The 23,337-nt window shown below is 38.0% G+C and carries 22 protein-coding genes, 2 pseudogenes, 1 CRISPR repeat array and 1 riboswitch; of the genes and pseudogenes, 11 read left to right on the top strand and 13 right to left on the bottom strand.

What is annotated here, in order from left to right; translation table 11 throughout:
• Nucleotides 1–124: 124 nt before the first annotated feature.
• The 6 genes and pseudogenes from ACTNES_RS11730 to ACTNES_RS11705 all read right to left on the bottom strand — a co-directional run bounded on the left by ACTNES_RS11730 (nucleotide 125) and on the right by ACTNES_RS11705 (nucleotide 6,714).
• The gene (locus ACTNES_RS11730; protein WP_441039348.1) at nucleotides 125–415 is read right to left on the bottom strand and encodes a helix-turn-helix domain-containing protein; all 291 of its coding nucleotides are present in this window, start codon (nucleotides 413–415) and stop codon (nucleotides 125–127) included.
• Nucleotides 412–906 (bottom strand): transposase, encoded by a 495-nt coding sequence (locus ACTNES_RS11725; RefSeq protein WP_441039346.1) that lies wholly within the window; start codon nucleotides 904–906, stop codon nucleotides 412–414. Before ACTNES_RS11725 ends, ACTNES_RS11730 begins: the two co-directional genes overlap by 4 nt.
• Nucleotides 907–1,010: 104 nt before the next feature.
• Nucleotides 1,011–4,020: a CRISPR direct-repeat array (repeat unit 30 nt; unit sequence CTTTACATTCCACAATGTTTCTATTAATAC).
• Nucleotides 4,021–4,198: 178 nt separating this feature from the next.
• Nucleotides 4,199–4,477, bottom strand: coding sequence for a CRISPR-associated endonuclease Cas2 (gene cas2 / locus ACTNES_RS11720; protein WP_118510786.1), 279 nt, complete (start codon nucleotides 4,475–4,477; stop codon nucleotides 4,199–4,201).
• A gap of 8 nt (nucleotides 4,478–4,485) precedes the next feature.
• A pseudogene (gene cas1b / locus ACTNES_RS11715) lies at nucleotides 4,486–5,451 on the bottom strand (type I-B CRISPR-associated endonuclease Cas1b); the annotation flags it as partial.
• A gap of 104 nt (nucleotides 5,452–5,555) precedes the next feature.
• Nucleotides 5,556–6,377, bottom strand: coding sequence for an IS3 family transposase (locus tag ACTNES_RS11710; RefSeq protein ID WP_441039344.1), 822 nt, complete (start codon nucleotides 6,375–6,377; stop codon nucleotides 5,556–5,558).
• On the bottom strand, nucleotides 6,367–6,714 hold the full coding sequence (locus ACTNES_RS11705; protein ID WP_071143926.1) for a transposase: 348 nt from the start codon (nucleotides 6,712–6,714) through the stop codon (nucleotides 6,367–6,369). Before ACTNES_RS11705 ends, ACTNES_RS11710 begins: the two co-directional genes overlap by 11 nt.
• A gap of 122 nt (nucleotides 6,715–6,836) precedes the next feature.
• Here ACTNES_RS11705 and ACTNES_RS11700 point away from each other — a divergent pair, with 122 nt between their 5' ends.
• From ACTNES_RS11700 to ACTNES_RS11690, 3 genes are all read left to right on the top strand, one after another.
• Complete coding sequence (locus ACTNES_RS11700; protein ID WP_441039342.1) at nucleotides 6,837–7,307, top strand: hypothetical protein; 471 nt, start codon at nucleotides 6,837–6,839, stop codon at nucleotides 7,305–7,307.
• 425 nt (nucleotides 7,308–7,732) lie between these two features.
• Nucleotides 7,733–8,845 carry a hypothetical protein gene (locus tag ACTNES_RS11695; RefSeq protein WP_171332421.1) on the top strand — a complete coding sequence of 371 codons (1,113 nt, stop codon included), beginning with the start codon at nucleotides 7,733–7,735 and terminating at the stop codon, nucleotides 8,843–8,845.
• A gap of 59 nt (nucleotides 8,846–8,904) precedes the next feature.
• Nucleotides 8,905–9,249, top strand: coding sequence for a hypothetical protein (locus ACTNES_RS11690; protein WP_171332420.1), 345 nt, complete (start codon nucleotides 8,905–8,907; stop codon nucleotides 9,247–9,249).
• Nucleotides 9,250–9,340: 91 nt separating this feature from the next.
• On the opposite strand, the gene ACTNES_RS11685 is transcribed toward ACTNES_RS11690, so the two are convergent.
• The 5 genes from ACTNES_RS11685 to ACTNES_RS11665 all read right to left on the bottom strand — a co-directional run bounded on the left by ACTNES_RS11685 (nucleotide 9,341) and on the right by ACTNES_RS11665 (nucleotide 13,580).
• On the bottom strand, nucleotides 9,341–9,553 hold the full coding sequence (locus ACTNES_RS11685) for a DUF6070 family protein (protein ID WP_221400448.1): 213 nt from the start codon (nucleotides 9,551–9,553) through the stop codon (nucleotides 9,341–9,343).
• 38 nt (nucleotides 9,554–9,591) lie between these two features.
• Nucleotides 9,592–9,969, bottom strand: a complete 378-nt coding sequence (locus ACTNES_RS11680; protein WP_209345886.1) for a hypothetical protein — start codon at nucleotides 9,967–9,969, stop codon at nucleotides 9,592–9,594.
• A complete protein-coding gene (locus ACTNES_RS11675) occupies nucleotides 9,969–11,096 on the bottom strand; it encodes a hypothetical protein (protein WP_208335841.1) in 1,128 nt (375 codons plus the stop codon). Before ACTNES_RS11675 ends, ACTNES_RS11680 begins: the two co-directional genes overlap by 1 nt.
• Nucleotides 11,097–11,275: 179 nt before the next feature.
• Nucleotides 11,276–12,106, bottom strand: a complete 831-nt coding sequence (locus ACTNES_RS11670) for a methyltransferase domain-containing protein (protein ID WP_083655179.1) — start codon at nucleotides 12,104–12,106, stop codon at nucleotides 11,276–11,278.
• Between the two features lie 370 nt (nucleotides 12,107–12,476).
• A complete protein-coding gene (locus ACTNES_RS11665; RefSeq protein WP_118408992.1) occupies nucleotides 12,477–13,580 on the bottom strand; it encodes a 23S rRNA (adenine(2503)-C(2))-methyltransferase RlmN in 1,104 nt (367 codons plus the stop codon).
• Between the two features lie 1,174 nt (nucleotides 13,581–14,754).
• Between ACTNES_RS11665 and ACTNES_RS11660 the strand changes: the two genes are divergently transcribed.
• Nucleotides 14,755–15,087 carry a replication initiator protein A gene (locus ACTNES_RS11660; protein WP_311736401.1) on the top strand — a complete coding sequence of 111 codons (333 nt, stop codon included), beginning with the start codon at nucleotides 14,755–14,757 and terminating at the stop codon, nucleotides 15,085–15,087.
• A 298-nt stretch (nucleotides 15,088–15,385) separates the two neighbouring features.
• Here ACTNES_RS11660 and ACTNES_RS11655 read toward each other — a convergent pair whose 3' ends face one another.
• Nucleotides 15,386–15,556 (bottom strand): cytidine deaminase, encoded by a 171-nt coding sequence (locus ACTNES_RS11655; protein ID WP_330589700.1) that lies wholly within the window; start codon nucleotides 15,554–15,556, stop codon nucleotides 15,386–15,388.
• A 458-nt stretch (nucleotides 15,557–16,014) separates the two neighbouring features.
• Between ACTNES_RS11655 and ACTNES_RS11650 the strand changes: the two genes are divergently transcribed.
• The 7 genes from ACTNES_RS11650 to ACTNES_RS11620 all read left to right on the top strand — a co-directional run bounded on the left by ACTNES_RS11650 (nucleotide 16,015) and on the right by ACTNES_RS11620 (nucleotide 22,276).
• Nucleotides 16,015–16,929 carry an ATP-binding cassette domain-containing protein gene (locus ACTNES_RS11650; protein WP_171332346.1) on the top strand — a complete coding sequence of 305 codons (915 nt, stop codon included), beginning with the start codon at nucleotides 16,015–16,017 and terminating at the stop codon, nucleotides 16,927–16,929.
• On the top strand, nucleotides 16,922–17,755 hold the full coding sequence (locus tag ACTNES_RS11645) for an ABC transporter permease (RefSeq protein WP_171332345.1): 834 nt from the start codon (nucleotides 16,922–16,924) through the stop codon (nucleotides 17,753–17,755). Before ACTNES_RS11650 ends, ACTNES_RS11645 begins: the two co-directional genes overlap by 8 nt.
• 10 nt (nucleotides 17,756–17,765) lie before the next feature.
• Nucleotides 17,766–18,608 carry an ABC transporter permease subunit gene (locus ACTNES_RS11640; protein ID WP_171332344.1) on the top strand — a complete coding sequence of 281 codons (843 nt, stop codon included), beginning with the start codon at nucleotides 17,766–17,768 and terminating at the stop codon, nucleotides 18,606–18,608.
• 10 nt (nucleotides 18,609–18,618) lie between these two features.
• A complete protein-coding gene (locus ACTNES_RS11635) occupies nucleotides 18,619–19,500 on the top strand; it encodes a sensor histidine kinase (protein ID WP_221400432.1) in 882 nt (293 codons plus the stop codon).
• Between the two features lie 227 nt (nucleotides 19,501–19,727).
• Entirely contained in the window at nucleotides 19,728–20,063 is a 336-nt protein-coding gene (locus ACTNES_RS11630; RefSeq protein ID WP_441039350.1) for a helix-turn-helix domain-containing protein, read from the top strand.
• Between the two features lie 7 nt (nucleotides 20,064–20,070).
• Nucleotides 20,071–20,146, top strand: a riboswitch (cyclic di-GMP riboswitch).
• A gap of 74 nt (nucleotides 20,147–20,220) precedes the next feature.
• The gene (locus tag ACTNES_RS11625; protein WP_427758033.1) at nucleotides 20,221–21,630 is read left to right on the top strand and encodes an AfsR/SARP family transcriptional regulator; all 1,410 of its coding nucleotides are present in this window, start codon (nucleotides 20,221–20,223) and stop codon (nucleotides 21,628–21,630) included.
• Between the two features lie 358 nt (nucleotides 21,631–21,988).
• Complete coding sequence (locus ACTNES_RS11620) at nucleotides 21,989–22,276, top strand: helix-turn-helix domain-containing protein (RefSeq protein WP_171332339.1); 288 nt, start codon at nucleotides 21,989–21,991, stop codon at nucleotides 22,274–22,276.
• Between the two features lie 240 nt (nucleotides 22,277–22,516).
• On the opposite strand, the pseudogene ACTNES_RS11615 reads toward ACTNES_RS11620, so the two are convergent.
• Nucleotides 22,517–23,227: pseudogene (locus ACTNES_RS11615) on the bottom strand (IS110 family transposase); the annotation flags it as partial.
• Nucleotides 23,228–23,337: the final 110 nt, after the last annotated feature.

Genomic DNA, 23,337 nt, shown 5'->3' with positions numbered 1-23,337 from the left:
TTGCTAAGTAAACATACCTACTCATTTATCCACCAACAAAATTACGAACAACTCAGTATTTATCAGAGTTTTAAGTGTTTGAGTAGGAAAATAATGAGAAGTTAGCAATAAACAGTTAGCGCCATCATTCACAGCATGTGATTGATGGCGCGTTTTGGTTTGAGTAGGAAAAACATGGGAAGTTAGCAATGATTCTTTTTCTTTCTTCTGGTGATAACTTATTGGCAGGCTCCTTTCGTTCCGTTTTTGGGCGCAGATCATCATAGGCTCCTGTTTCTTTTTTCAGATGGATCCATCTGTAATAAGTGCGTGCATCCACTCCAAGCTCTTTACAGGCCTTAGTTAATGATGATCCCGAAGATACGGCTTCATTGATCAGCATGATTGCTTTTTCGCGGTCTGAGGCGCTGATCATTCGTCCTCGGGATCCCCCCAGATCGCATCGGCTTTTTTTCTCAGAACGAGAAGAGCCGCTGTTTCGGCAAGAGCTTTTTCCTTTCTTGCCAGTTCTTTTTCGAGCTTTTTGCGTTCCTTTTCGGACTCTTTAAGCTCCCTGTTTAACCTGGCTGCCTCTTTGGCAACTCCACCGTTGGCATTCATGCAGGCATCACACCATGCTTTGATCTGCTCAACATAAAGTCCTTTCTTGCGGGCATATTCAGCAAGCTCAGTTTCATTCATGCTTGCTGTTTCAACAACAATTAGAAATTTATCCTGTGTGCTCCAGTTATCCGGGGTTGCCTCTTTGCCGGGAGCTGCGATTCCTTCCGCTCTGGCTTTATTCCGCCAGTTACGAAGAGTCTGTTCTGATATTCCTTCTTCCTTGGATATCTTTGTGATTGATTCGTTGTTCGGAGGAAGCATCCTTCTGAGTAAGGCTTCCTTGAGTTCTGGACTGTAGTTCATGTGAAGACCCCTTCCTGTAATAGATTCTTATATACTACCACAAAAATTTTCAACCTTCACTGACAACTATCCTAACACACAGGGAGACGGTCATATATGTCTTTCTTTACATTCCACAATGTTTCTATTAATACGCGAAGCGTTAACAGGTGCTTTTACTACAGCAGTCTTTACATTCCACAATGTTTCTATTAATACCAAAGTCATATCCTGCGCTGCCTTTTGTTGCTCTTTCTTTACATTCCACAATGTTTCTATTAATACAGAATCGAATTCTTTTTCTATGTGATAATTTACCTCTTTACATTCCACAATGTTTCTATTAATACAAGACCATTGATATATGGCAGCACTGCCGCAACTACCTTTACATTCCACAATGTTTCTATTAATACAGGTTTTCCCAATATATATTTTTCCATTTATTTTATCTTTACATTCCACAATGTTTCTATTAATACAAATCGCATTATCAGAAACATCGAACCCAGACATTTCTTTACATTCCACAATGTTTCTATTAATACACGAGGAAATTAACATTGACTTAACAAGTGAAGAACTTTACATTCCACAATGTTTCTATTAATACCTCATCACCGCCGTCAGTGATTGGCGGGGTTGGGGCTTTACATTCCACAATGTTTCTATTAATACTTTCTACGTTATGATCGCACAGGGGCTGACAGTTCCGCTTTACATTCCACAATGTTTCTATTAATACGGAAGTCACAAATGAACAGTTAACCATTGATTTCCTTACTTTACATTCCACAATGTTTCTATTAATACAACGTAAATAATCAGAATCATCTTTATATAACTCACTTTACATTCCACAATGTTTCTATTAATACGGTATTAGCCCTAACAGGTTCAGAAAAAGAATTTAATCTTTACATTCCACAATGTTTCTATTAATACTTAGAAGTCAACTGCTCTACTTGTTTTCCACACTTCTTTACATTCCACAATGTTTCTATTAATACCAGTGAGAAATGGCCAAAAAGGTGGAATTGCTTCCTTTACATTCCACAATGTTTCTATTAATACCAATCCATATAGTGTTTATGTTTTATATTACTTTTACTTTACATTCCACAATGTTTCTATTAATACGGAGACTATCCGGCTAATACGTCTGATGCTGGCTTTGCTTTACATTCCACAATGTTTCTATTAATACGAACATGTAAAACCGTTCTTTGATTCTATAGCGGACTTTACATTCCACAATGTTTCTATTAATACACTGTAAATGCACCTATTACTCTTTCATCTATGCATACTTTACATTCCACAATGTTTCTATTAATACCACATGACCATCTATACAGAGAATATATGTGCCTGTCTTTACATTCCACAATGTTTCTATTAATACATATCACCTCTTTCGATAAATGTTGTGGTACATGTTTCTTTACATTCCACAATGTTTCTATTAATACAAGCTGATCGGCGGCATCTTCCGTCTGGAGAAAGACCTTTACATTCCACAATGTTTCTATTAATACATGTGCTTCCTGCTTTGTCAATCCATGCTCAATAAGCTTTACATTCCACAATGTTTCTATTAATACTTTAGGCTCCAGTCACATGGTATGCCTCGAAAACATTCCTTTACATTCCACAATGTTTCTATTAATACGATTGATGTAAATACACAATAAAGGAGATTATATTACTTTACATTCCACAATGTTTCTATTAATACAGAGTATAGCCGCTAACCCAATACCTTAATAGCTACTTTACATTCCACAATGTTTCTATTAATACGAATAGCAGACTGCTGAATGTTTCGGATTTCTTCCTTTACATTCCACAATGTTTCTATTAATACTGAATGCTGTTCAGGCGTTAAGGGGTGATAAATGACTTTACATTCCACAATGTTTCTATTAATACTCATCGTATTGATTTTAGAACCTCATAAAAAATGAACTTTACATTCCACAATGTTTCTATTAATACCTCATTTCGCCCCTATTTGCCATTTCAACATACTCATCTTTACATTCCACAATGTTTCTATTAATACGGACAGCAGCCCGGAGGGCGAAAAAGGATTACCGCTCTTTACATTCCACAATGTTTCTATTAATACCAATCGGAGAACTTAGTATCATGTTAGCTCAAATTACTTTACATTCCACAATGTTTCTATTAATACGCGAGCTGAGACACACTGAGACATCCAACTGTGCTATAGCTTTACATTCCACAATGTTTCTATTAATACTACCAGCTACGCCAAGGATTGCTGCTGCAAGCCCCAGTACCCCCTTTACATTCCACAATGTTTCTATTAATACGGCGTTGACCCTGGAATTGTCGATCTGTCCGTAACTCCTTTACATTCCACAATGTTTCTATTAATACCAGACATAGAGTTCGTGTTCGGTGGCTCAACATCACTTTACATTCCACAATGTTTCTATTAATACAAGATTCATCATTTTAAAGGATTCTCCGTAGTCGACTTTACATTCCACAATGTTTCTATTAATACTGAATCAGTGAAGATATCCTTCAAGGATTTCCATACTTTACATTCCACAATGTTTCTATTAATACCCCGGCAGAGATTAATAGCACTGTAATGAAAAATTACTTTACATTCCACAATGTTTCTATTAATACGGATATGCACCGTCGATTACAGAAATTTCTGAAAGTGCTTTACATTCCACAATGTTTCTATTAATACTTCCTTTCATTCCATTATAGGTTTATCCTTATCCTGCTTTACATTCCACAATGTTTCTATTAATACGAAGATATAGGAGAGTTATACAAGAATTATAATCTGACTTTACATTCCACAATGTTTCTATTAATACAGTTAAACTTACCCTTCCATACATTATTAGACAATGCTTTACATTCCACAATGTTTCTATTAATACGATGTACGGAGTATGCTTACACTCTATCGGATACATTCTTTACATTCCACAATGTTTCTATTAATACGAGAACTTGAACCTATTGAATACGTGGAGAATTTCGAACTTTACATTCCACAATGTTTCTATTAATACAGGTACCGGCAGCAGGCATAGCATAAGGAGGATACTACTTTACATTCCACAATGTTTCTATTAATACCCATATCCATTATTGCCTTATAATATAGCTATAATTTTACCACTTTCTGTCGACCTTGTCATCGTATTGATTTTAGAACCTCATAAAAAATGAAAAAGTTCCTCTTTATAACTCTTTTTTATTGATAAATCAACCATTGTCGACCTCCCTGGTTTTTAGCTGTATTGGATATCGACAATTATAATATAAAGCTTGTCAGATCGTCCTTTCGGCCCCAGAATTCTTTATCTAACCATTTTTCCTGACGAGATTTGAAGATGATTACTGAGTCTAGTTCTTTGTCTATATATTCATTCAATTCTTTTTGCAATTGTGCTAACTGTGCCTTTGATAGTTCACCCTCAAATACCGAATTTTGAATGTGTGTCAGATATTTTTTACATATTTTAAAAATTCTTGACCAACGTCTCGCACCATTTTCTTCCTGGCTTACGTCATATACTAATACTACATACATTTTTTATTTCACCACCATATCCTAAAACCTTCATATTCTTTTTCTCCGATTAAATGCTTTATCAGTTTATATGATTCCAGTCGCAATAAATATTGATAAGAAACCTGTCGTCCTAAATCTTTATGCATTACCGTCTGTTTCAACCGTTTTTCAAGCTCTGAAACGATCAACTTTGAAGCATCCTTCTTTAAATGCAGAAAATTTAATTCTTTCGTAAAGCTATTCTCTGTAATCTGGTTTCTGTTTAATAATGAAAAGATTAGTCTATCTCCTATCAATGGTTTGAATACCTCTGCAATATCCAGACTAAGCGAAAATCTCCTTGCACCAGGTTCATGCAAATAACTGATTGTTGGATTTAATTGTGTATGATAAATCTCACTGAGAACCTTTGTATAAATCAATGTATTCACAAACGAAATCAATGAATTAATCATATTATCCGGTGGATGCATAACTCTTTTTTCGAATTTTATTTCCTGATTTACAATTACATTCCATGCAGCATAATATCTTCTTCTAATGTTTCCCTCCACTCCCATCAGTTCTTCTATTGTACTTGTTCTTCCAATCTGTTTTCGCAAGGAATTCACATCTTTAAGGTATTCTGCTACATCTTTTCCTCTTCCATTGTAATATCTTAAATTCCTGTAAATATTATCTGCTGCAGCTTCTATAAACTTTCTTGCAAGTGTCATTCTTTTTTCATAATCTGTATAATTTTCAACCTGTTTTACTAATAACTGGCCTGCCAACAGGCTTTCTCTTGGATAATAACTTCCTGTATAAAAATTATAATAGTTAAAAAAATGAATCGAAATCCCATATTGTGAAATGTAATTAATAAATGCTGTGTTAAACGACATTTCCGACATTACATAAATATCTGATATTCGTTCTATTGGTATATCCCTTTTCTCACCTTCATAATTTGTAAACTGCAGTGTATTATCTTTACGTTTTAAATCCCCATTATTATAAACATAAAAGCTTTATAGTGGTTCAGTTGTCAAGACAAAAATCTAAGCATTTTATAATGAACTGATATATGTAACTGAGTAGGGGAGAAAATCCCCCCTTAGGCTGCATGATCATCCAGTAACAGGATTGGATAATAGCAGGATGCCGGTGTCTGATTATTGAGTGCTGAATGACAACGTTCAAAATTGTATGTATGCACGTATTTCCCAATAGCCTTCCTTGCTTCTCGGATATTGTTGTATTGGGTCAGATATGCTTCCTCGTACTTGAAACTCCGGAACCATCGTTCGATCATGATATTGTCAGCCCAGCGACTTTTACCATCCATGCTTTGACGGATCTGGTTCTCTTTGAGAAAGTTCATGTACTCATTGCTTGTGAACTGACAGCCCTGATCCGAATTCAGGATAACAGGTTTTGCTACCATAAACGCCTTTTTTAACGCAGTTATGACCATTCTGGTATCTAGAGTATCATCGACTTCCCAGCCAACGATACAGCGGCTGTACCAGTCGATCACAGCGGTCAGATACAGGAATCCATGCTTGATGGGGATGTATGTAATGTCGATTGACCATGCCTGATTAGGACGGTCGATAACAGTGTTTCGTAGCAGATACGGGCAGACTTTAGCCTGTTGCATACGTTTAGAAAGGTTCATTTTTGGATAGATTGGATCAATCCCCATTTCATTCATATAACGGCGCGTTTTCCGGCGGCCAACCTGATGCCCACGCTTCTTCAGTTGAGCAGACAGCTGTCGTGCTCCCCAGGCCGGGTTATCCGTGTGTAATCGATCTATGATCGATTTGCAATCTAACTCCTCCTGAGATATGGGCGTGCCCTTGTAATAAACACTGGTACGATTGATATCAAGAAGCGCAGCTCCTGTTTTAACTGGAAGTTCTTTAGTCTTCAAAAGGTTTTGGACTAAATTTACTCTCGTAGTCAGGTCCAAGTGTTTCTTCAGATTTTTTTTTCAACCAATCCACCTGCATGGTGAGCTGGCCAACTTTTTTCGCATATTCAGCTTTTTCCTTGCGCTCTAAAGCGAGTTTTTCTTTCAGATTATCCTCTCGTGTGTCATCAAAAACCACGGATGCTTTATCGAGGAACTCCTTCTTCCAGTTGCGAAGAAGATTCGGCTGAATATTGTTTTCGGTTGCGATTGTATTTAAGTCTTTTTCTCCTTTGAGCAGTTCAATCACTAATTCTGATTTGAATTTGGCTGAGAAATTTCTTCTTGTTCGAGACATAATAAAAATCCTTCTTTCTGTAGTGTTTACAGTATATCAGATTCATTAAGAAATGTCTCTTGAAGTGTCTTAAATTACGATACCATTATACCCGAACGGTAATCCTACTGAAAGAAAAAGGCTTGGGCAACTACGACGATCTGACTGCTCATATTGAAAATCTGTCTGCCCGGTTCGATGCGCTTTCTGATTCTATCAAGGTCGCAGAGAAACGTATGGTTGAGGTTCAGGCGTTGCAGCAGCACATCAAAAATTATCGCAACACAAGGCAAATTTATATCGAGTACCGCAAGTCTGGATATAGCAAAAAATTCTTTGAAGAACACCGTCAGGAAATCACAATTCATAAAGCGGCGAAGCAAGCCTTTGATGAATTGCAGATTACAAAGCTCCCGTCCATGCAATCATTGTATGAGGAGTTTCATCAGCTGGCAGTCCAGAAAAAGCAGGACTACGCTGAGTACCGTCAGATCAGAAAAGAGAAAGAAGAACTGCTGATTGCCAAACGGACGGTTGAAACGATTTTGAATATCGACAGGCAGAAAGAGCAGGAAAAAGAGAAAGAGAAAGAGGAAAAGAAGAACTTCCGTTAAAGCAAAAAGCCACGGTCTGCACTCCCCAAAGGGTGCGGATCGTGGCTGCTTTTTTGCTTTTCGATTTCGGTGCTTTCAACCATGGGCAAATTTTTATTCTACTGTTCTTTGAGAAACGATTGAAAATCGTGTAGCCATCATCGGCAGATGATGTTCAAAGGGGATTGGGGATGCTTCCCCAACAAGCAAATTTGCGAAGATTGCACCGAAGGGAAAATCGAGAAAATGAGTGAACCTGTACAGGTTTACACTGCTTGCCAATTTGTGAACTTCAAAAGTTTCTTAAAATAATTGTTTCCCTCTGTCCAAAATTAGTACCCTCAATCGTTATTATAGTTAAACCATAAATAAGGAGAGGGTTCCAATGTTTTGTTAATATGGGTTCATAGATATTCCACACCATATGAATGAAAGGAGAACACGTTATGAAAAAGATTATTTGCTTGATGCTCGCCGTAATTATGGCTTTCTCCATGAGCGTTTCTGCGTTTGCGGCAGAAATTGATGCAAACGATGAAGTGTCGCTGATTGACAATTCCATTGAAGAAATTGATGCATTACTCATTGCCAGTTCCATGTTGAATGCTCCTGACATTGCAAATGATATTCTTGTATCGGGCGCAACTGAGAATGATGTGCTTCCGCTTTACAATGCATTTGGTGAGATCGTTGCCTATTACGTGTCTTTCGAGCCGACAGGCTATGCTGTTGTAAACAACAACATCGAAAATCCATCCGTGATTGAGTTTGGTGAGGGTGTAAATCAGCTTATTGATGACATTTTGAAAGTTGAAAGCAACCCACATATTATTTATAATAACCCCACAGAGGTTTACTCTGCCAATGTAAAAGCCAGAACTGTTAATGCAAGTTCTGACTTGTATGACTATTATCCTGTTTTGGAAGAAGCCAATTATGCCGCCGTTGCTCAATTGGCACAGCTTAGACAATTTGTTCAGTCTGATGCCAGTGTGTGTAGCGATGGTGATTACGGTTTTATTGATTGGGGAGATATGCCCTCCGGTACATATGATTGGGATATGGTTGCAAATGCAGCATCCACAGATTGGGCAACCACAGGTGAATTTAGTTCGATTGCAAAAAACCACTGTGGTGCCACTGCGGTTACAAATTTTGCATTGTACTTTGCAAATTGCGGTTATTCAAATCTGAAAATCAATTCTTCTGTCTATGATACATTTGTTGCTGTTCACAAGATTGTTGGCAATGGTCCGGTTATGACTATTGCCGATGAAGCAAAAGAATATTTCACTGATCGTGGTTATACGTTAAAGACTAGTTCTGTTGGTAGTTTCTCTGGTATTCAGACTGCAATCGGAAATGATCGTCCTTGTGGTATCCTATTAGCAAATGCTATTGTTGATTGGCATTGGGTGATTTGTGTAGGTTATCGAGCATATAATTCTGGCGGTAGTTATATGAGAGTTGTAGATGGTTGGAATGATACGACACTTAAATTCTATCTTTGCAATTCTGGTTCTACTTGGATTTCCGCAACACAGTATTGGGTGGCTTGACCGACCGAATATTTTACTGCTTAGAGATAAGGAATTATGAAAAAAGGAGGTGAGGAGTGATGAAAAAATTTTTTAGCATGCTTGTAATGGTGTTACTGATGATTTCATTAGCAGGTTGTTCAAAAAGTATGAATTACGTCATAGGGAATGAACCATCATTCGTTGGAACAGTTGAGGTAGTAACGGATGAATATGTTCTGGTCAATGTCAATGACGATGATGCAATATATTCTGACCATCCAAATATCCAAGTATCGTTAGATGTGGAACTTAAGGACAGTTATTTGGATTTATCGAGTGGCGACGAAATTGTTGTATATTACGACGGAAGCATAATCGATGAAAAAGCGGAAACTGTGTATGCGATTACATTAAGAACACCTGCGAATCGTGAAACACAGTAGTGCTTATAGTAGAAGATAGAATAAAGCTGGCAGTTTCAAAACTGCCAGCTTTATTTTTGTCAATTTTTAGATTATTTCCAGGATAGGATTATCAGCGTTCGTTCCACGTTATTCGTGGCTCACAGAAAGGCAAACCATATTCCGTCTGGTAAGTTACTTTGTTTCCTACATATTGGAACCTCCCATTCTCTAATGGACGTACAGTAACTTCATGCGCAAATAGACAGTCCGTCTTCAGATCTGTTGACAACATGGCAACTGTTAAGGTAAGAGTTCCATCAGAATTGATTTTATATTCAGTTATAACTCACCAAAATCTAAAATAAAATTACAAACAATTTTCTATTCAAAAGTGTTTGAATTTATCCCAACAAATTCACGGTTTTTAAAATACCCGATTTCTAATTCTAGAGGCAGGTTTTTTCTAATACAATCGTATCCATTGCCTAAAAACGAACAATTATGTGCATCTGACCCTAACACAACTTTTTTTCCGCCTAACTCAATATATTTTTTTATAATATTATATGATGGCAATGGTTCTGTACAGTCATTAGAAATTGAAGAGGTATTAATCTCTAATAAAATCTCTTTCTTTATCATTAGCTCAAGGATTGAATTAATTGTTTTTTCAGGAATTTCCCAACTATCAAAATACCTTCGAGGAAAATCTAAGTGGGCCATGGCTTGAAAAGAGTACGAAGAGATACTTTGAAGCATTAAATCGTAATATTCAAAAATTGCTTGATTCTCTGGTAAGTTTTTTGCACCAGGAAAAACGGAGTTATTACAATGATGTAGCAATCAGTTGAACCATATAAAGAAAGCAGAACAAAAAAAGGTTGATGATCACTTTGGATGGTTGTAGGGGTTACTTCAATGTTTAAGCCTTTGATATCGCCCTTTTTTTGTATATGTAAATTGTTTCTTTCCCATTTTATAGATACTCCCATTGCCAATAGAATATCTATCTCAGGTTTTAAAGTTAGCGAAATTGTTTTCTTGTTTAAATCTAAAAATGTCAAATTTGTATTATTTATTAAAGCTAACGTGGAATATGTTATAATTTCACTTATGCATTGAGTTAGATTAAATTCAATATACTGATTGGAAGAAGCCATAACATTTCCACTGCAGACAATAGAATTATCAGAGATGTCAATTTTTTTACCTATTAAGCGCAAAAAATCAATCATATCATAGACATCCGTTTTTAAATATGGATTTTTTATGATAAATTTTTGTTTGTTAACAGATAAAAGTAATGCCGTTTTAGTGGCCCCTCCTACAAGCGGTCCACTCAAATCTTCGCTAGAGTATGAAAAATTTTTTATATCTAACTCGGTTATATCGCTATTGTCACCAAAATTACCTATTATTCTATTAGATTCTATACTTATTTTGTGATTAAAACATTCAATCACTGAAGCAATATGAGAAAATGGTCTATTATGTGAATCTATCGAATCACCAATTTGACAACCTCCAGAACCATAATATTCAAATTTTCCTAATGCAATTAATAGCGCCGGGCACAAATACATAGAACCATGAATACACTTTCCTAAAAAGAAAGGAATGTTGGCATTACATATGGTACTTGCGTCAATAAACAAACGTTTGTTATATATTTTTGCAGTACCACCTAGTTCATTTATTATTGCGATAAAAACATATGTATCACTTACTATAGGTGGATTAACAATAACAGTCTTCATTTTGAGTGCAATAGTTAATGCTATTATTTGAACCATTGAATGTTTGTATCCATCCAAACTTAAGGAGGCATTAACTGGACTATTTTTGCTCACACTTATATTAATATTTTTATTTTCTCCTTTAAACAAGTCTCTGTCCGAGATAAGTGTTGGTATGCATAACTGACCTGTTTATTCATTTTCTATGAATGCCCTGGGTAAACGAAAAGGAACAAGGTATATTTCATCCTTGTTCCTATCGGTCAGTATGTGCTATTCAGTTCAACAAATTGGAATTTGTTGCTCCGTCAAACTGAAAGTTTCAAGCGTTATAGACTTCCCACAAATATCTCTGCATCAATCGTCAAAGTTTTTAGCTTTTTGAAATCAATCTCAGTTTTATCTACATGGAAGAGCAGTGGGGTCATGTCTGCAAAAATTTTAATATCCTCTAACGGCATTTCATATGATTCTGAAACTCTTTTTTGGTAAATAACAGAATACTGCTTCTTGAATAAGTTAATCACATTCTCATTGGAATACTCTTGATTTTTCAAATGTTCTTTTGCAATGTTTCTGAACTCCATCAGATGTTTATTCCCAGGAATAACCTTTACAATATAGCCGCTATCCGTCAGAACTCTATTGAACTCCAAATAATTAGCTGGTGTAAATATGTCCAGTATACAGTCTACTGAGTGGTCTCTAATTGGCATATTTTCCAAATCACCCACAAACCACTTTATAGACTTACTACCGTCTCTTTTTGAAGCAAGGGAAATGGCATCTTTTGAAATATCAAAAGCAACTATATCTGCTTGAAATAGTTCTTTGATTTTTCTAGAATAATATCCTTCACCACATCCGACATCAAGAATAGTTGTTATGTTTTCAAGCTTGCTCAATATATGTGTTATCTCCGTAAGAATATGTGAATAGTATCCCTTTTCTAAAATATCCATTCTGCTTTCAAAAGAAGTTCTGCTATAATGCTTAGATTGCTTTTGATTTAATGCAAAATTCACATATCCTAATTTAGAAATATCGAAACAATGCTTATTACTACACAGCAAACTATTGCCTACCATCTTTAACTTTCGTTTACATATTGGACAACGAAAAAGCTTTTCGCTGTCATTAAATCTAATAATTTTATTCATGACATCCTCCATTATTACATTCTTGCCCGAAAGCGAGTTATGTAATACGGATGTACCGCAACACAACTCGCGGTATTATCTTAATCTCATATATGCTGTCATCTTATCACCTCCTCAAATTCAAGTTTGTATAACTATTTTATTGCATTATAGCATACTTTGGTCTGCTTTTCCCACTCCAGAGAAAATTTCTTTGTCGATAATTATCCTACCTATAGGAATATTTTTATTCACCAATACTTATCTCGGACAGAGATTTAAACAAAAAATCGGATAAACATTTATATTCCATAATAGATTCCTTGTAACTCTAATTGTTGATAGACAAAAAAACAGATCGCCTATGCATCACAAACAAAATACGGTTAATTTAGTGTTTTGTTTTGTAATTAATTTTAGAAAATGTATTTTTGTGCTTGCTTTTAGGATTCTCTTTCTTGCTTTTTGAACGATTGTGAAAACCTAAATCCTTCCCCATTGAATTGTGTTGCTTATTCTTCTCGTTTGTGTTACTAACCAACTGACCGCAGGCAGCTTTGATGTTATTACCTCGTGATTCTCTCATTTTTACTTCTAAACCAGCCGCTTCAAGTCGCAATTTAAATGCAACTAATTGTTGTTTGTTTGGCCTGTTAATATTGCAATTTGCGGTATCATTATATTGCAAAAGATTTATCAAAACATTTTTCTCACGAAACCATCTTCCTAATTGACGTACATCAGTTGCTTTATCATTTAGACCAGGAATCAATAAATAAGCAATTGTTACTTTTCTGTTATGTCTTTCCGAATATGATAAAACAGATTCAACAATCTTATTTATGTCATAACCTTTCATGTGAGGTATAATTATATCTCTTGTTCTTTGATTTGTTGCATGAAGAGAGAGGGTGAGTTGTATCTTCAGATGTTCTTCTCTTATTTTTTTTAATTGTTCTAAAGGACCTACTGTCGAAATATTAATTCCATCTGTGGGGAAATTAAGCCCATTTCTATCTCTTAGTATATGAATTGACTTAATTACATTATCATAATTAAAAAATGGTTCACCCATTCCCATATATACAATTCTGTTGACTTTTTCCTTCAGTAATGTTACTTGTTGCACAATTTCGGAAGGAGTTAAATTTCTTATAAATCCATTACTTCCAGATGCACAAAAAATACAACCGACAGGACATCCTACCATTGTACTAACACATACAGTTACACCTGTTTTTCTCTTTATGCAAACAGTTTCAACGCAGTAACCATCCTTTAATTTGAAAGAGTATTTTCTTGTGTCACCGCCATTATAAATATCATTAATGCTCATTGTTTGATATTTCTTTTGGGGCTTTTCCTTATAAAGGGCATGCATAAGCGATCGAGCTTTTTTTTCTCCAACGCAATCACAAATTTCTTTATATGTATAACCGTATGGGTCCGAATTTATCATTTCTTCAGTGATAATTATTGTGTTTTTATTTTTCATATCATCAATACCTTTCGAGAAATATAATTACAAAATACGATAAACTACCATTATTATAATAACATTTCTAAAACAAAAAATCAATAATCTACATATCTATTTTACTTAAAATACTAAAAATACTCTAAAAATATATGTATCGAATTTTTATGTAAAATATTTGTCAGAAAGAAATTTAATAATGCTGTCTAAAACTTGTGTAGAAAGATAACTGAATTATTATTTTCTGTTTAAATCACATACTCTAAATTGTTGATTTTTTTAGGTGGTATCGAAAAAAACGACACCATCTTTTCTTTTTCGGGAAGGTTATTGACAAATAAACAAATGTTCTTTATAATAGTAAATTGGTAAATAATGTATTTGCCTTACAACTGAATACAAACTGAAACACATATTTTTTACTTATTGGCTGCATGCCAACACATATTATCTGACCGAAAAAGTATAGTCCGATACTCGGTTAGTAACATACGGGCAATCAGAGCTTAAAGTTTAAGCCGTTACATAGTTTCAGTGCAAACTGTGCGAGAGGATGAAATGTCCTCCCGCTATTTGTGCTGTCTATGTGACGGCTTTTTTTGTTGTGCAATTTAAACGAAAATAAAAAAGTTTCAAAAAAAGTCGTTTTTTCAGGCTTTCAAAATGCCTACCAAGTGAAGGGCGTTTTTGTGCAACGCTACAAACTTTCAACTTTTTGAAAAAAGTTTTGAAAAAACGTACAAAAATCGGTGTTTTAAAAGTCACCCCTTGAGGGATATTTTCTCTCGTGCATCTTGACAACTGAATGACCGTCCGAAAGTGATACGACTTTGCGATGATATGAGCGAGGCAACACCGCGGTGAGATTCCGGGGCAGGAACTATTTCGGGTGAAACGGCAAAAAAGAGGCTTTTGATATGTAGTTAATGAAATTACCATACCAACAAAATAAAACTCATTACAGACGAAATAATCATCAAAAATCAACCCAAAAAACTACAGTAAAAAAGGAGTGTGATAGTTATTCCTAGAATGACAAAAAGTAAAAAATCAGAATGGAGCCTGTTTCTGAATGAACGAAACAGAATCTGTTATAACGAGCTTTGCAGAAGATGTGTCAACAGCTGTAAGCAGAGTTTCAGAGCTGTGGTTATATCCTGCAACTATGTATCAAAAAGGAGCGTGAAAGATTGTGGATAATGAATCATTCTTCAAAATGCCGAAGGTGCTGTTTACAGATGAGTATAAGGATTTATCTGCAGAGGCAAAGTTGCTTTACGGATTAATGCTCGACAGGATGCAGTTATCCGCAATAAACGGTTGGTGTGATAAAAATGGTGAGGTCTTTATCTTTTACACCATTGCCGAGACAAGTGAAATGCTCGGTTGCGGACACGATAAAGCAACCAGGTTACAGCGTGAGCTTGAAAAACATAATCTGCTTCGTCGTAAATATCAGGGTAAAGGCAAACCTGCAAAGCTGTATGTTTTAACTGTGCCAAAAATAAGCGCTGAGTCTCCTTAAAACTCGCAAGTAATAATACTGAGCAGAGTAAGACTGAAAGTTATATACCAACCGAGAAAAGAGAATATATCTTTAATTTAGTTAGTAGTAACTTTAAGTATATATGGCGTATAGGCTGAATGCGAAAAACTGATAAGACAAACGCATTTCTTCTTCGGCTCGTTAAATATTTATAAAAATCAGGAACATTTTTGTGATGCTCATTCCCATTGCTATTAGGGGCGATTTTGATAAAAAGAAACTGCCCTCACAAGGAGAGCAGGTCAAATATTCAGTTTAATTAATTGAGTTTTCTCGATTATTCTGTAAATTTATGTGTTCCCCACCAATCAGGGATTAAATCTTTTAATTTAACCGTTTTCTGATTGTCAAGGTCGAGCAGAATTTCAATTTCTCCACTATCTTTATCTAATTGCATCATATATTCCCGGCATGCACCGCATGGAGAACCAACTCTGCCATCGGGCATCACTGCAACTACCTTATCTATCTGACTTTCACCATTCTTGTATGGGGATTTTTTGAAGGATTTAATTATGTTGTTATTTGCGACAAAATCAATAAGAGGTATCCTACCACAAATCAATGGTTAGATTATGGAGCTGCTATTTGCGCAATCGTATGTATACTATTTCACCCATTTAGCACTTCTTTTTGGGGAATTGTAGAAATAATTACCACATTCATTGCAATATACGGAATGTTAATAGTAAAAAAGAAAACAGGTAACGCTTGGGGCTGCGTATTTGCTTTTTGCTTTATCTGGAACGCTTTTTGATTGATAGAGGTTGAAATGAACCTTTGGCTGAAATTCTGCGTATGTATATAATGACTGATCAAAAATCTTGACGAAATCTTGACGTTTTTCTTGACCACTTTCTTGACTTTTGTTTTGTAAACTTGGGTCATCAAAGGAGGTAACACACTATGAACTATATTTTGCAAACAAACAGCCTGACAAAAAAGTATAAAAACTTTCAGGCTCTGAACGGTCTTACCATGAACGTTCCCAAAGGCTCTATCTATGGCTTCGTGGGAAAGAACGGCGCTGGTAAGACAACCCTGATCCGACTGATCTGCGGATTGCAGGAGCCGACTTCTGGCGATTTCACGCTGTATGGCATCCGCAATGACAGCAAGGATATTATCAAATCCCGTCGCCGCATGGGTGCCGTGGTGGAAACACCGTCCATCTACATGGATATGACTGCGGAAGAAAATCTGAAGCAGCAGTATCTGATTCTCGGTCTGCCGTCCTATGAGGGTATTCCTGAACTTCTGAAGCTGGTGGGCTTGGAGAACACCGGAAAGAAAAAAGCAAAGAACTTTTCCCTGGGCATGAAGCAGCGTCTGGGTATCGCCATCGCATTGACCGGTGATCCTGACTTCCTTGTTCTGGACGAACCTGTAAACGGTCTTGATCCGCAGGGCATCGTGGAAATGCGTGAGTTGATTTTGAAGCTGAACCGTGAAAGACAGATCACTGTTCTGATTTCCAGTCACATTCTGGATGAGCTTTCCCGTCTGGCTACTCATTACGGTATCATCGACAACGGCCGCATGGTAAAGGAATTGAGCGCAGAGGAGTTGGACGCAGCCTGCCGCAAATGCGTCCGCATGGAAGTGACCGACACCGCAGCTCTGGCTCGTGTTCTGGATTCCATGAATCTGGAATATAAGATCATTTCCGCAACAACCGCCGATGTATTCGCAAAAATCAACGTAACCCAACTGACCGTTGCACTGGCAAAAGAAAACTGCGAAGTGCTTTCCATGCAGGAAAAGGACGAAAGTCTGGAGAGCTACTATATCTCCCTTGTGGGAGGTGGCAGCAATGCGTAAGTTGATTACAGCAAACTTTCATCGTTTCAGTAAAGATCGGTTTTCATGGTGCGTTCTGGGAATCGTCGTGATTCTATCTCTTGGAAATGTATTCAATAGCGTTGGTTCTTTTGAGACAATGGCGGCCAGTGGTTATGCCGTGAGTCTGGACGAATACTATTTCAATCAGGCACCGCTCATCGGAGCATTTCTTGCCTTACTGATTAGTATGTTCTTGGGGACTGAGTTTTCCGAAGGAACCATTCGCAACAAATTATGTATCGGACATAAGCGAGATGAGATATTCTTATCTAATTTTATTTCCTGTGCATTTGCGTCAATCGTTCTAACTGTGGTGTGGCTACTGAGCAGTGGGCTACTTTTTGGATTGATTGGGCCATTAGAGATGGAGGTATCTAAATTTATTGGCTGCATTTTTGTAGCAGTTGGCTTTGCTGTCTCTTTTGCGGCTCTCTATACCGTGATAGGCAGTCTTTCTTCCAATAAGGCAATGACCATCATCTACACATTTGCGGTATTTATCATTCTTGTAATGGCTGCTTCCGCTTTATATGACCGACTGAGTGAGCCAGAGATGCACACGGGAATGACGATTGTAGGTAATCAGTTTGTGGAAATGGAACCGACACCGAATCCGTTGTATCTGTCCGGTGCGACTCGCACTGTATGTGAAGTGGCTTTGGAATTACTTCCTACTGGACAGGCACTTCTGCTGAGTGATGTTGCCATTGAGTATCCTGTCCGTGCGATTTCTTTGAGTGTTGTATTTACTGCTGTGACATTGCTTGTGGGCAGTATGCTGTTCCGCAGGAAAGATATTAAGTGAGGTGGCAGCTATGAGAAAACTATTATCTGCCAACTTCTCACGACTTTGGAGAAGCAAAATCTTTTGGGTATTGGAAGCTCTCTCTGCTATTGCAGGTGCAGTATTCTACATTCTGGCAATTATCAACACGAAGAATATCGGAGAAAACTGGTATCTTGCCAGCGGTAACTACTATTTCTTTATCGGATTGGTTATTGTAGGGGCTATCATGGCGGTGTTCAGCGCTTTTTATATTGGTTCGGAATACGATCAAGGGACGATTCGCAATAAATTGAATGTTGGATGTACCCGAAACAGTATTTATTTGACGAACTTGATCGTCGTAGTCACATCCAGTGTCCTGTTTACGATTACGCATATTGCGGCATCTGTTGTTGTTGGCTTACCATTCCTTGGTGGATTGATGTGGGAGGCACTTGCTCCTGTGGGATGGCGTATTCCCACTGCAATAGTCATGCTCCTGTGTTATTCCGCTGTTTTCACATTCATTGCTATGCAGGACAGCAATAAATCCCGAAGTTTGATCATTAGTTTTGTGTTCGCTCTGGTAATTATTATTGGGGGCTTGTACGTCTACAGTGCTTTGCAGGAACCGGAGTTCACTACTCGTATGATTATGCAGGAGGATGGCAGCTATTTGCGTCAGGAAGGCATTCCCAATAGCAATTATATTCGAGGGACTGTTCGAACAGTGTACACTTTTGTAGAAGCCTGTATTCCATCTACGCAAGGCTTGAATATCGCCCGTTCGGAAGGTGTATTTAGTCCGCTGGCGATAATTTGTCAGTTATGTGTATCTATTGTGACCACTGCCGCAGGCGTATCACTATTCAAGAAAAAAGATATAAAATAAGAGGACTGTTATGGAACATCTGCTGTTAATCATCATCGGAATATTGCTTCTGATTATCTTTGTGCTTGTTGCAAAGGTCTATTTCCTGCGCAAATCGGCACAGGAGATTGCAGAAGCGTTCCGTGACCGATTGACAGTAGACACCAATACTCTCATTGATATTTCCACCCGTGACCCGTATATGCGAAAGTTGGCGGCAGACATCAATGTGCAGCTTCGTCTGCTCCGCAAGGAACGCCATCGTTACCAACAGGGCGATTTGGAACTGAAAGAAGCTGTCACAAATATTTCCCATGACCTGAGAACCCCGCTGACCGCAATTAACGGTTATCTTGACCTGTTGGAGCGTGAGGAAAAGAGCGAGAATGTTCAGCGTTATCTTTCCCAAATTAAAAACAGAACCGAGGTTTTGAAGAATTTGACCGAAGAATTGTTCCGATACAGTGTGGTCACATCTTCGCAGGATCTGAAATTGGAACACATGGATGTTGTCCGGGCGCTGGAGGAAAGTCTGCTATCTTTCTATGCGGTTATGCAAGAGAAAGGCATCCAACCGGAAATCAAATTGCCAGAAGAACCAGTTTTCCGTGAACTGGATACAGGTGCAATCAACCGAATTTTCTCTAACATCATCAGCAATGCGCTGAAATACTCTGATGGCGATTTGTCTGTAGTCATGGATAAGAATGGTTGCGTTACATTCAGCAATACGGCGCACAACCTAAATGCTGTAACTGTCGGCAGATTATTTGACCGATTCTATACAGTAGAATCCAGCCGTAATTCAACGGGCCTGGGATTGTCTATTGCCAAGCTACTGATCGAGCGCATGGGTGGAACAATTTCTGCACAATATGCGGAACATAAATTGAATATTGTTATCAAGATGTAATGTTGTATGAGGAAGTCCGTAGTTGATGCGAAGGCATCGCTATGGGCTTCTTTTTTGCGAAAATATATATAAAATGACCGTACAGCAAAAATATTTTTTCTGAAAATATTGTTACAAGGTCATTATGACTGCGTGGCAAATCGACAGTTGGACAAAATGACCTTAGAATAAAAGTATCAAACAGACTGGAGGTGATCGGAGCGATGGGCGTAAGTGAATTGAATTACGTGCAAATCGGACTACGTATAAGAGAAGCTCGTAACGCAAAAGGATGGCCGCAAGCAGAACTTGCATTTCGTGCTGGGCTGAATAGTGCTTATGTGAGCCACATAGAGACAGGAAAGACCAAGCTGGCTCTACCGACTATCGTAAAGATTGCTAATGCTTTGTCTGTTTCTACGGATGAGCTGTTATGTGACAGCTTAGTGCAAACACAGCACGTTTATGATAAGAAAATTGCGGAAGAACTGAAAGACTGTGATAATATCGAGCTTCAGGCGTTCCTGGAGATTATTCAGTCTACCAAAAAGGTTCTACGCAAAAACCGTGCGACCACAACTTAATAATGACCGAGAGTTAGGGCAAAACTGGTGAAAGCCAGTGACGCAAAGCTATAGGGCCTGTAAAATGGCAGCCAGTTGCAAAGCTTTTGGATACCCAGCTGTCAGGCCATTTCGTGTCTGGCAGCTTTGTGCATTTTGGGGGAAAGGAGAAATTTCAATGTTAAATAAGCTCAAAAGATTCATAGGTAGTAACGAGCCTGTTCAGCATAAGTCTGAAGAAATCGAACAACAACAATACATACAATATGCTCAGGAATTGGAACAGTCTTTAAGCAGACTAGAAGCAGGTGTTCACGAAAGTGATGACCCGTCATGGATCATGCAGAGCGTTATGAAAACAGCTCTTGATTTCTATAAGGGTGACTGGATTGGCTTTCTTGAAGTCGATCTGGAATTGGGATTGTGGACTCCTACCCACTGGTATAATCCAAGCCCAAACGACAAAACGCTTGATCTCTTACAAGAATTTGAATCAGCTGAGTTTCTTCATAGATGGGTTACTGCTATGCACGACAATACAGCGATTGTTGTGCCGGATATGGAAGAAGTACGAGAGCAGTTCCCAGGTGAGTATGCAGTGTATCAAAGGTTAATGGCAAAATCCGTTTTGGCGGTTCCTGTGAAACCTCGCCCAATGGGATTCTTGGTTATCAGAAATCCGCAGAGATACCTGACCAGAAGCAGTATGCTTCAGCTGCTTGCCTTTGTGGTTCTGGCTTGCGTAAACGAGCAAAAGCTGATGCAAAGCATGAAGATGTCGTTCTCTCCTGAAAACATCGAAAACGATGCTGACATCATCATTAACCTGTTTGGAGATCTGGAAATCTATACCTCCAGTGGTGTTCTTCGTGAAGGTGATTTGAAATCTCCTAAGTGTTGTCGTCTGCTGGCATATATGCTTTTGAATAAGAAAGTCACGATACCGGCTATGGAGATTGCTGAAGCAATCTGGCCTGAGGAAGCAGCAGAATCTGATAATCCGGGAAAGAACCTAAGAGCTTTGGTATTCCGTTTGCGTCAGGCGTTTGCATTGGTTTCTCCTCATCAGTTGATTGAAACAACCACCAATGGATACCGTTTCAATCCAGACCTTCATATTATGACAGACCTTCAGCTATTCGATAAATACTGGAACATGGCGCAGCAAACAGGTTCTACATCTACAAGAGTAGAAATTTTGAAGCAAGCTGTTGATCTGTATAAGGGCAAGGTGCTTGCAAGCGCTGAATCTGAGCATTGGATTATGCTGACAGCATCTCATTACGATCTGAGATATACTGGTGTGGTCAACGAACTTCTGAAAACTCTTGAAGATGCCAAGGACTATCAGAATCTTCATAAGTATGCGGCACAGTCGCTGGCTGTTGCTCCTGGCAATGTAAAAGCGCATTACTGGCTGATTGTTGCCATGTTTAATCTGGGTGCAGACGAAATGGCAGATACTCAGTTGGAAGCGGCTAAACGAGCATTGACCGATGAGGAATATTACGAATTGGTTGAAGCGTTGAAAAAAGCTAAGATTACAGAGCCTTCCAACCTGTTTCGTAACGAAAAACTGTCCATATAACAACCATATAACACCTGTGTGACAATCATAAAACACGATTTTCGCCATATAACAACCATATAACGCTGTCAGAATTCTCATGTAACGGGAACCCCCGTGATTATAACAACTGTATAACAATCTAAAATATCCATAGAACCTCGGTAGAGTATGGTTTCCGGGCAAAAGCAAATTTGCCTTAGAAACATAGCTTACGGAGGTTCTTATTTTGTGTCCGCATAACCATCAGGGAGCGGTCGCTTTTGCAGATAGCAAAGGCGGCTGCTCCCTTTTTCTTTTTTTATCTGAACATTGTCGTTCGCCCCCTCCGAGCTTGGAATTTCGATTTTTCAAATTTCAAGATTTCGGAGGAAAAACAATGTTTTACGATCAGAAAGACAGTGGCATGAGAATTGCCGAGTTAAGAAAACAAAAAGGGCTGACGCAAGAGCAGCTGGCAGAACAACTTAATATCAGCACAAGTAACCTTGGAAAGCTCGAAAGAGGGCTCCAGGGTTTATCAATCGATCTGCTGATTGAGATAGGAATCTTTTTCGGAGTGGGTACTGACTACATACTATTGGGTTGCTCAATTCAACCGACAACACCAGAAGAAGATATAGATTCGATGATTAGACAACTGATTCGCTTAAAGCAAAAAATTTAACCCACCGTAGCACGGCGGGTAATCCGCCGTGAGAGGTCATAAAAAGCTGAGTTTAGAAAAGGTACAATTTAAGTGCAATCAAGGTTGCCCCTGGTTGTGTTGTTCCTTGCTACGAAAATAAAACTCGTATCCAAGAACTGAACCTTGACAACAAATGTTTTCAACAATTATGAAAGCATCGCAAAAAAGCAGTCACGATATTGGCTGCCAATAGTGAAATATGAATGATACAAAGATGGACTAACCTTGGGCTTCTACATGATAACCATGTTTCTCCAATTCCCGTATATAACGGGAAAGTTGCTTTTGCTCACAGTTTTTACGCCTGACCTCAAAACAGGATTCGTCAAAAACAGTTCCCTGTTTTAGCATTGTATAGATGATGACAAGCAGTTTCCTGGCAAGAGCAACAATGGCTTTTTTCGCACCTTTTTTCTGTTTGATCCTCCAGTACCAGGCAGAAAGATAGGTATTCCGTTTTCCGGCAATTACCCAGGCAATTTCACAGAGCATACTTTTTATGTAGGGATTGCCTTTTGTGACAGATGTGCTTTTTCGTTTCCCGGCGCTTTCATTATTACCGGGGCACAGACCAGCCCATGAACAGATATGCTCTGCGGTTTTAAATGGTTTCATATCAACACCGATTTCAGCAATAATTGCACAGGAAGCGGTGGTGCTTATCCCATAAATGCTATTCAACTGTTCAACTTGCAGAGTAAATGGTTCCATATCTTGCTCGAGATCTTTTTCGATTTCATTAAGATGCTCTTTTAGGGAGTCATAATGGTTCATGAGGATTTTGAGAAATGCTTTTTGATGTTCCGAGAGGGTTCCATTTACGGACATGAGGATTTCATCTATACGGTTTCTTGTTTTTGTTTTTAAGCAGGAGTCCAAAGCAGTCCGGTCAATTTGGCCATGCTCAATCAGGTGCAGGATGATGTTCTGTAAGTGCTTCAAAAGAAGGCGTAGTGCTATTTCCTCCACCAATTGATATACTGGGAAAAACCAATATATTTTAAGGAGGACTTATTCTATGGGAAAAACCAACCAGGAAA

Origin of the sequence: Blautia sp. HCP3S3_D9, from assembly GCF_052063845.1 — a bacterium.
Lineage (GTDB): Bacteria > Bacillota > Clostridia > Lachnospirales > Lachnospiraceae > Blautia_A.
This window is presented reverse-complemented; position numbering and strand designations above follow the sequence as displayed.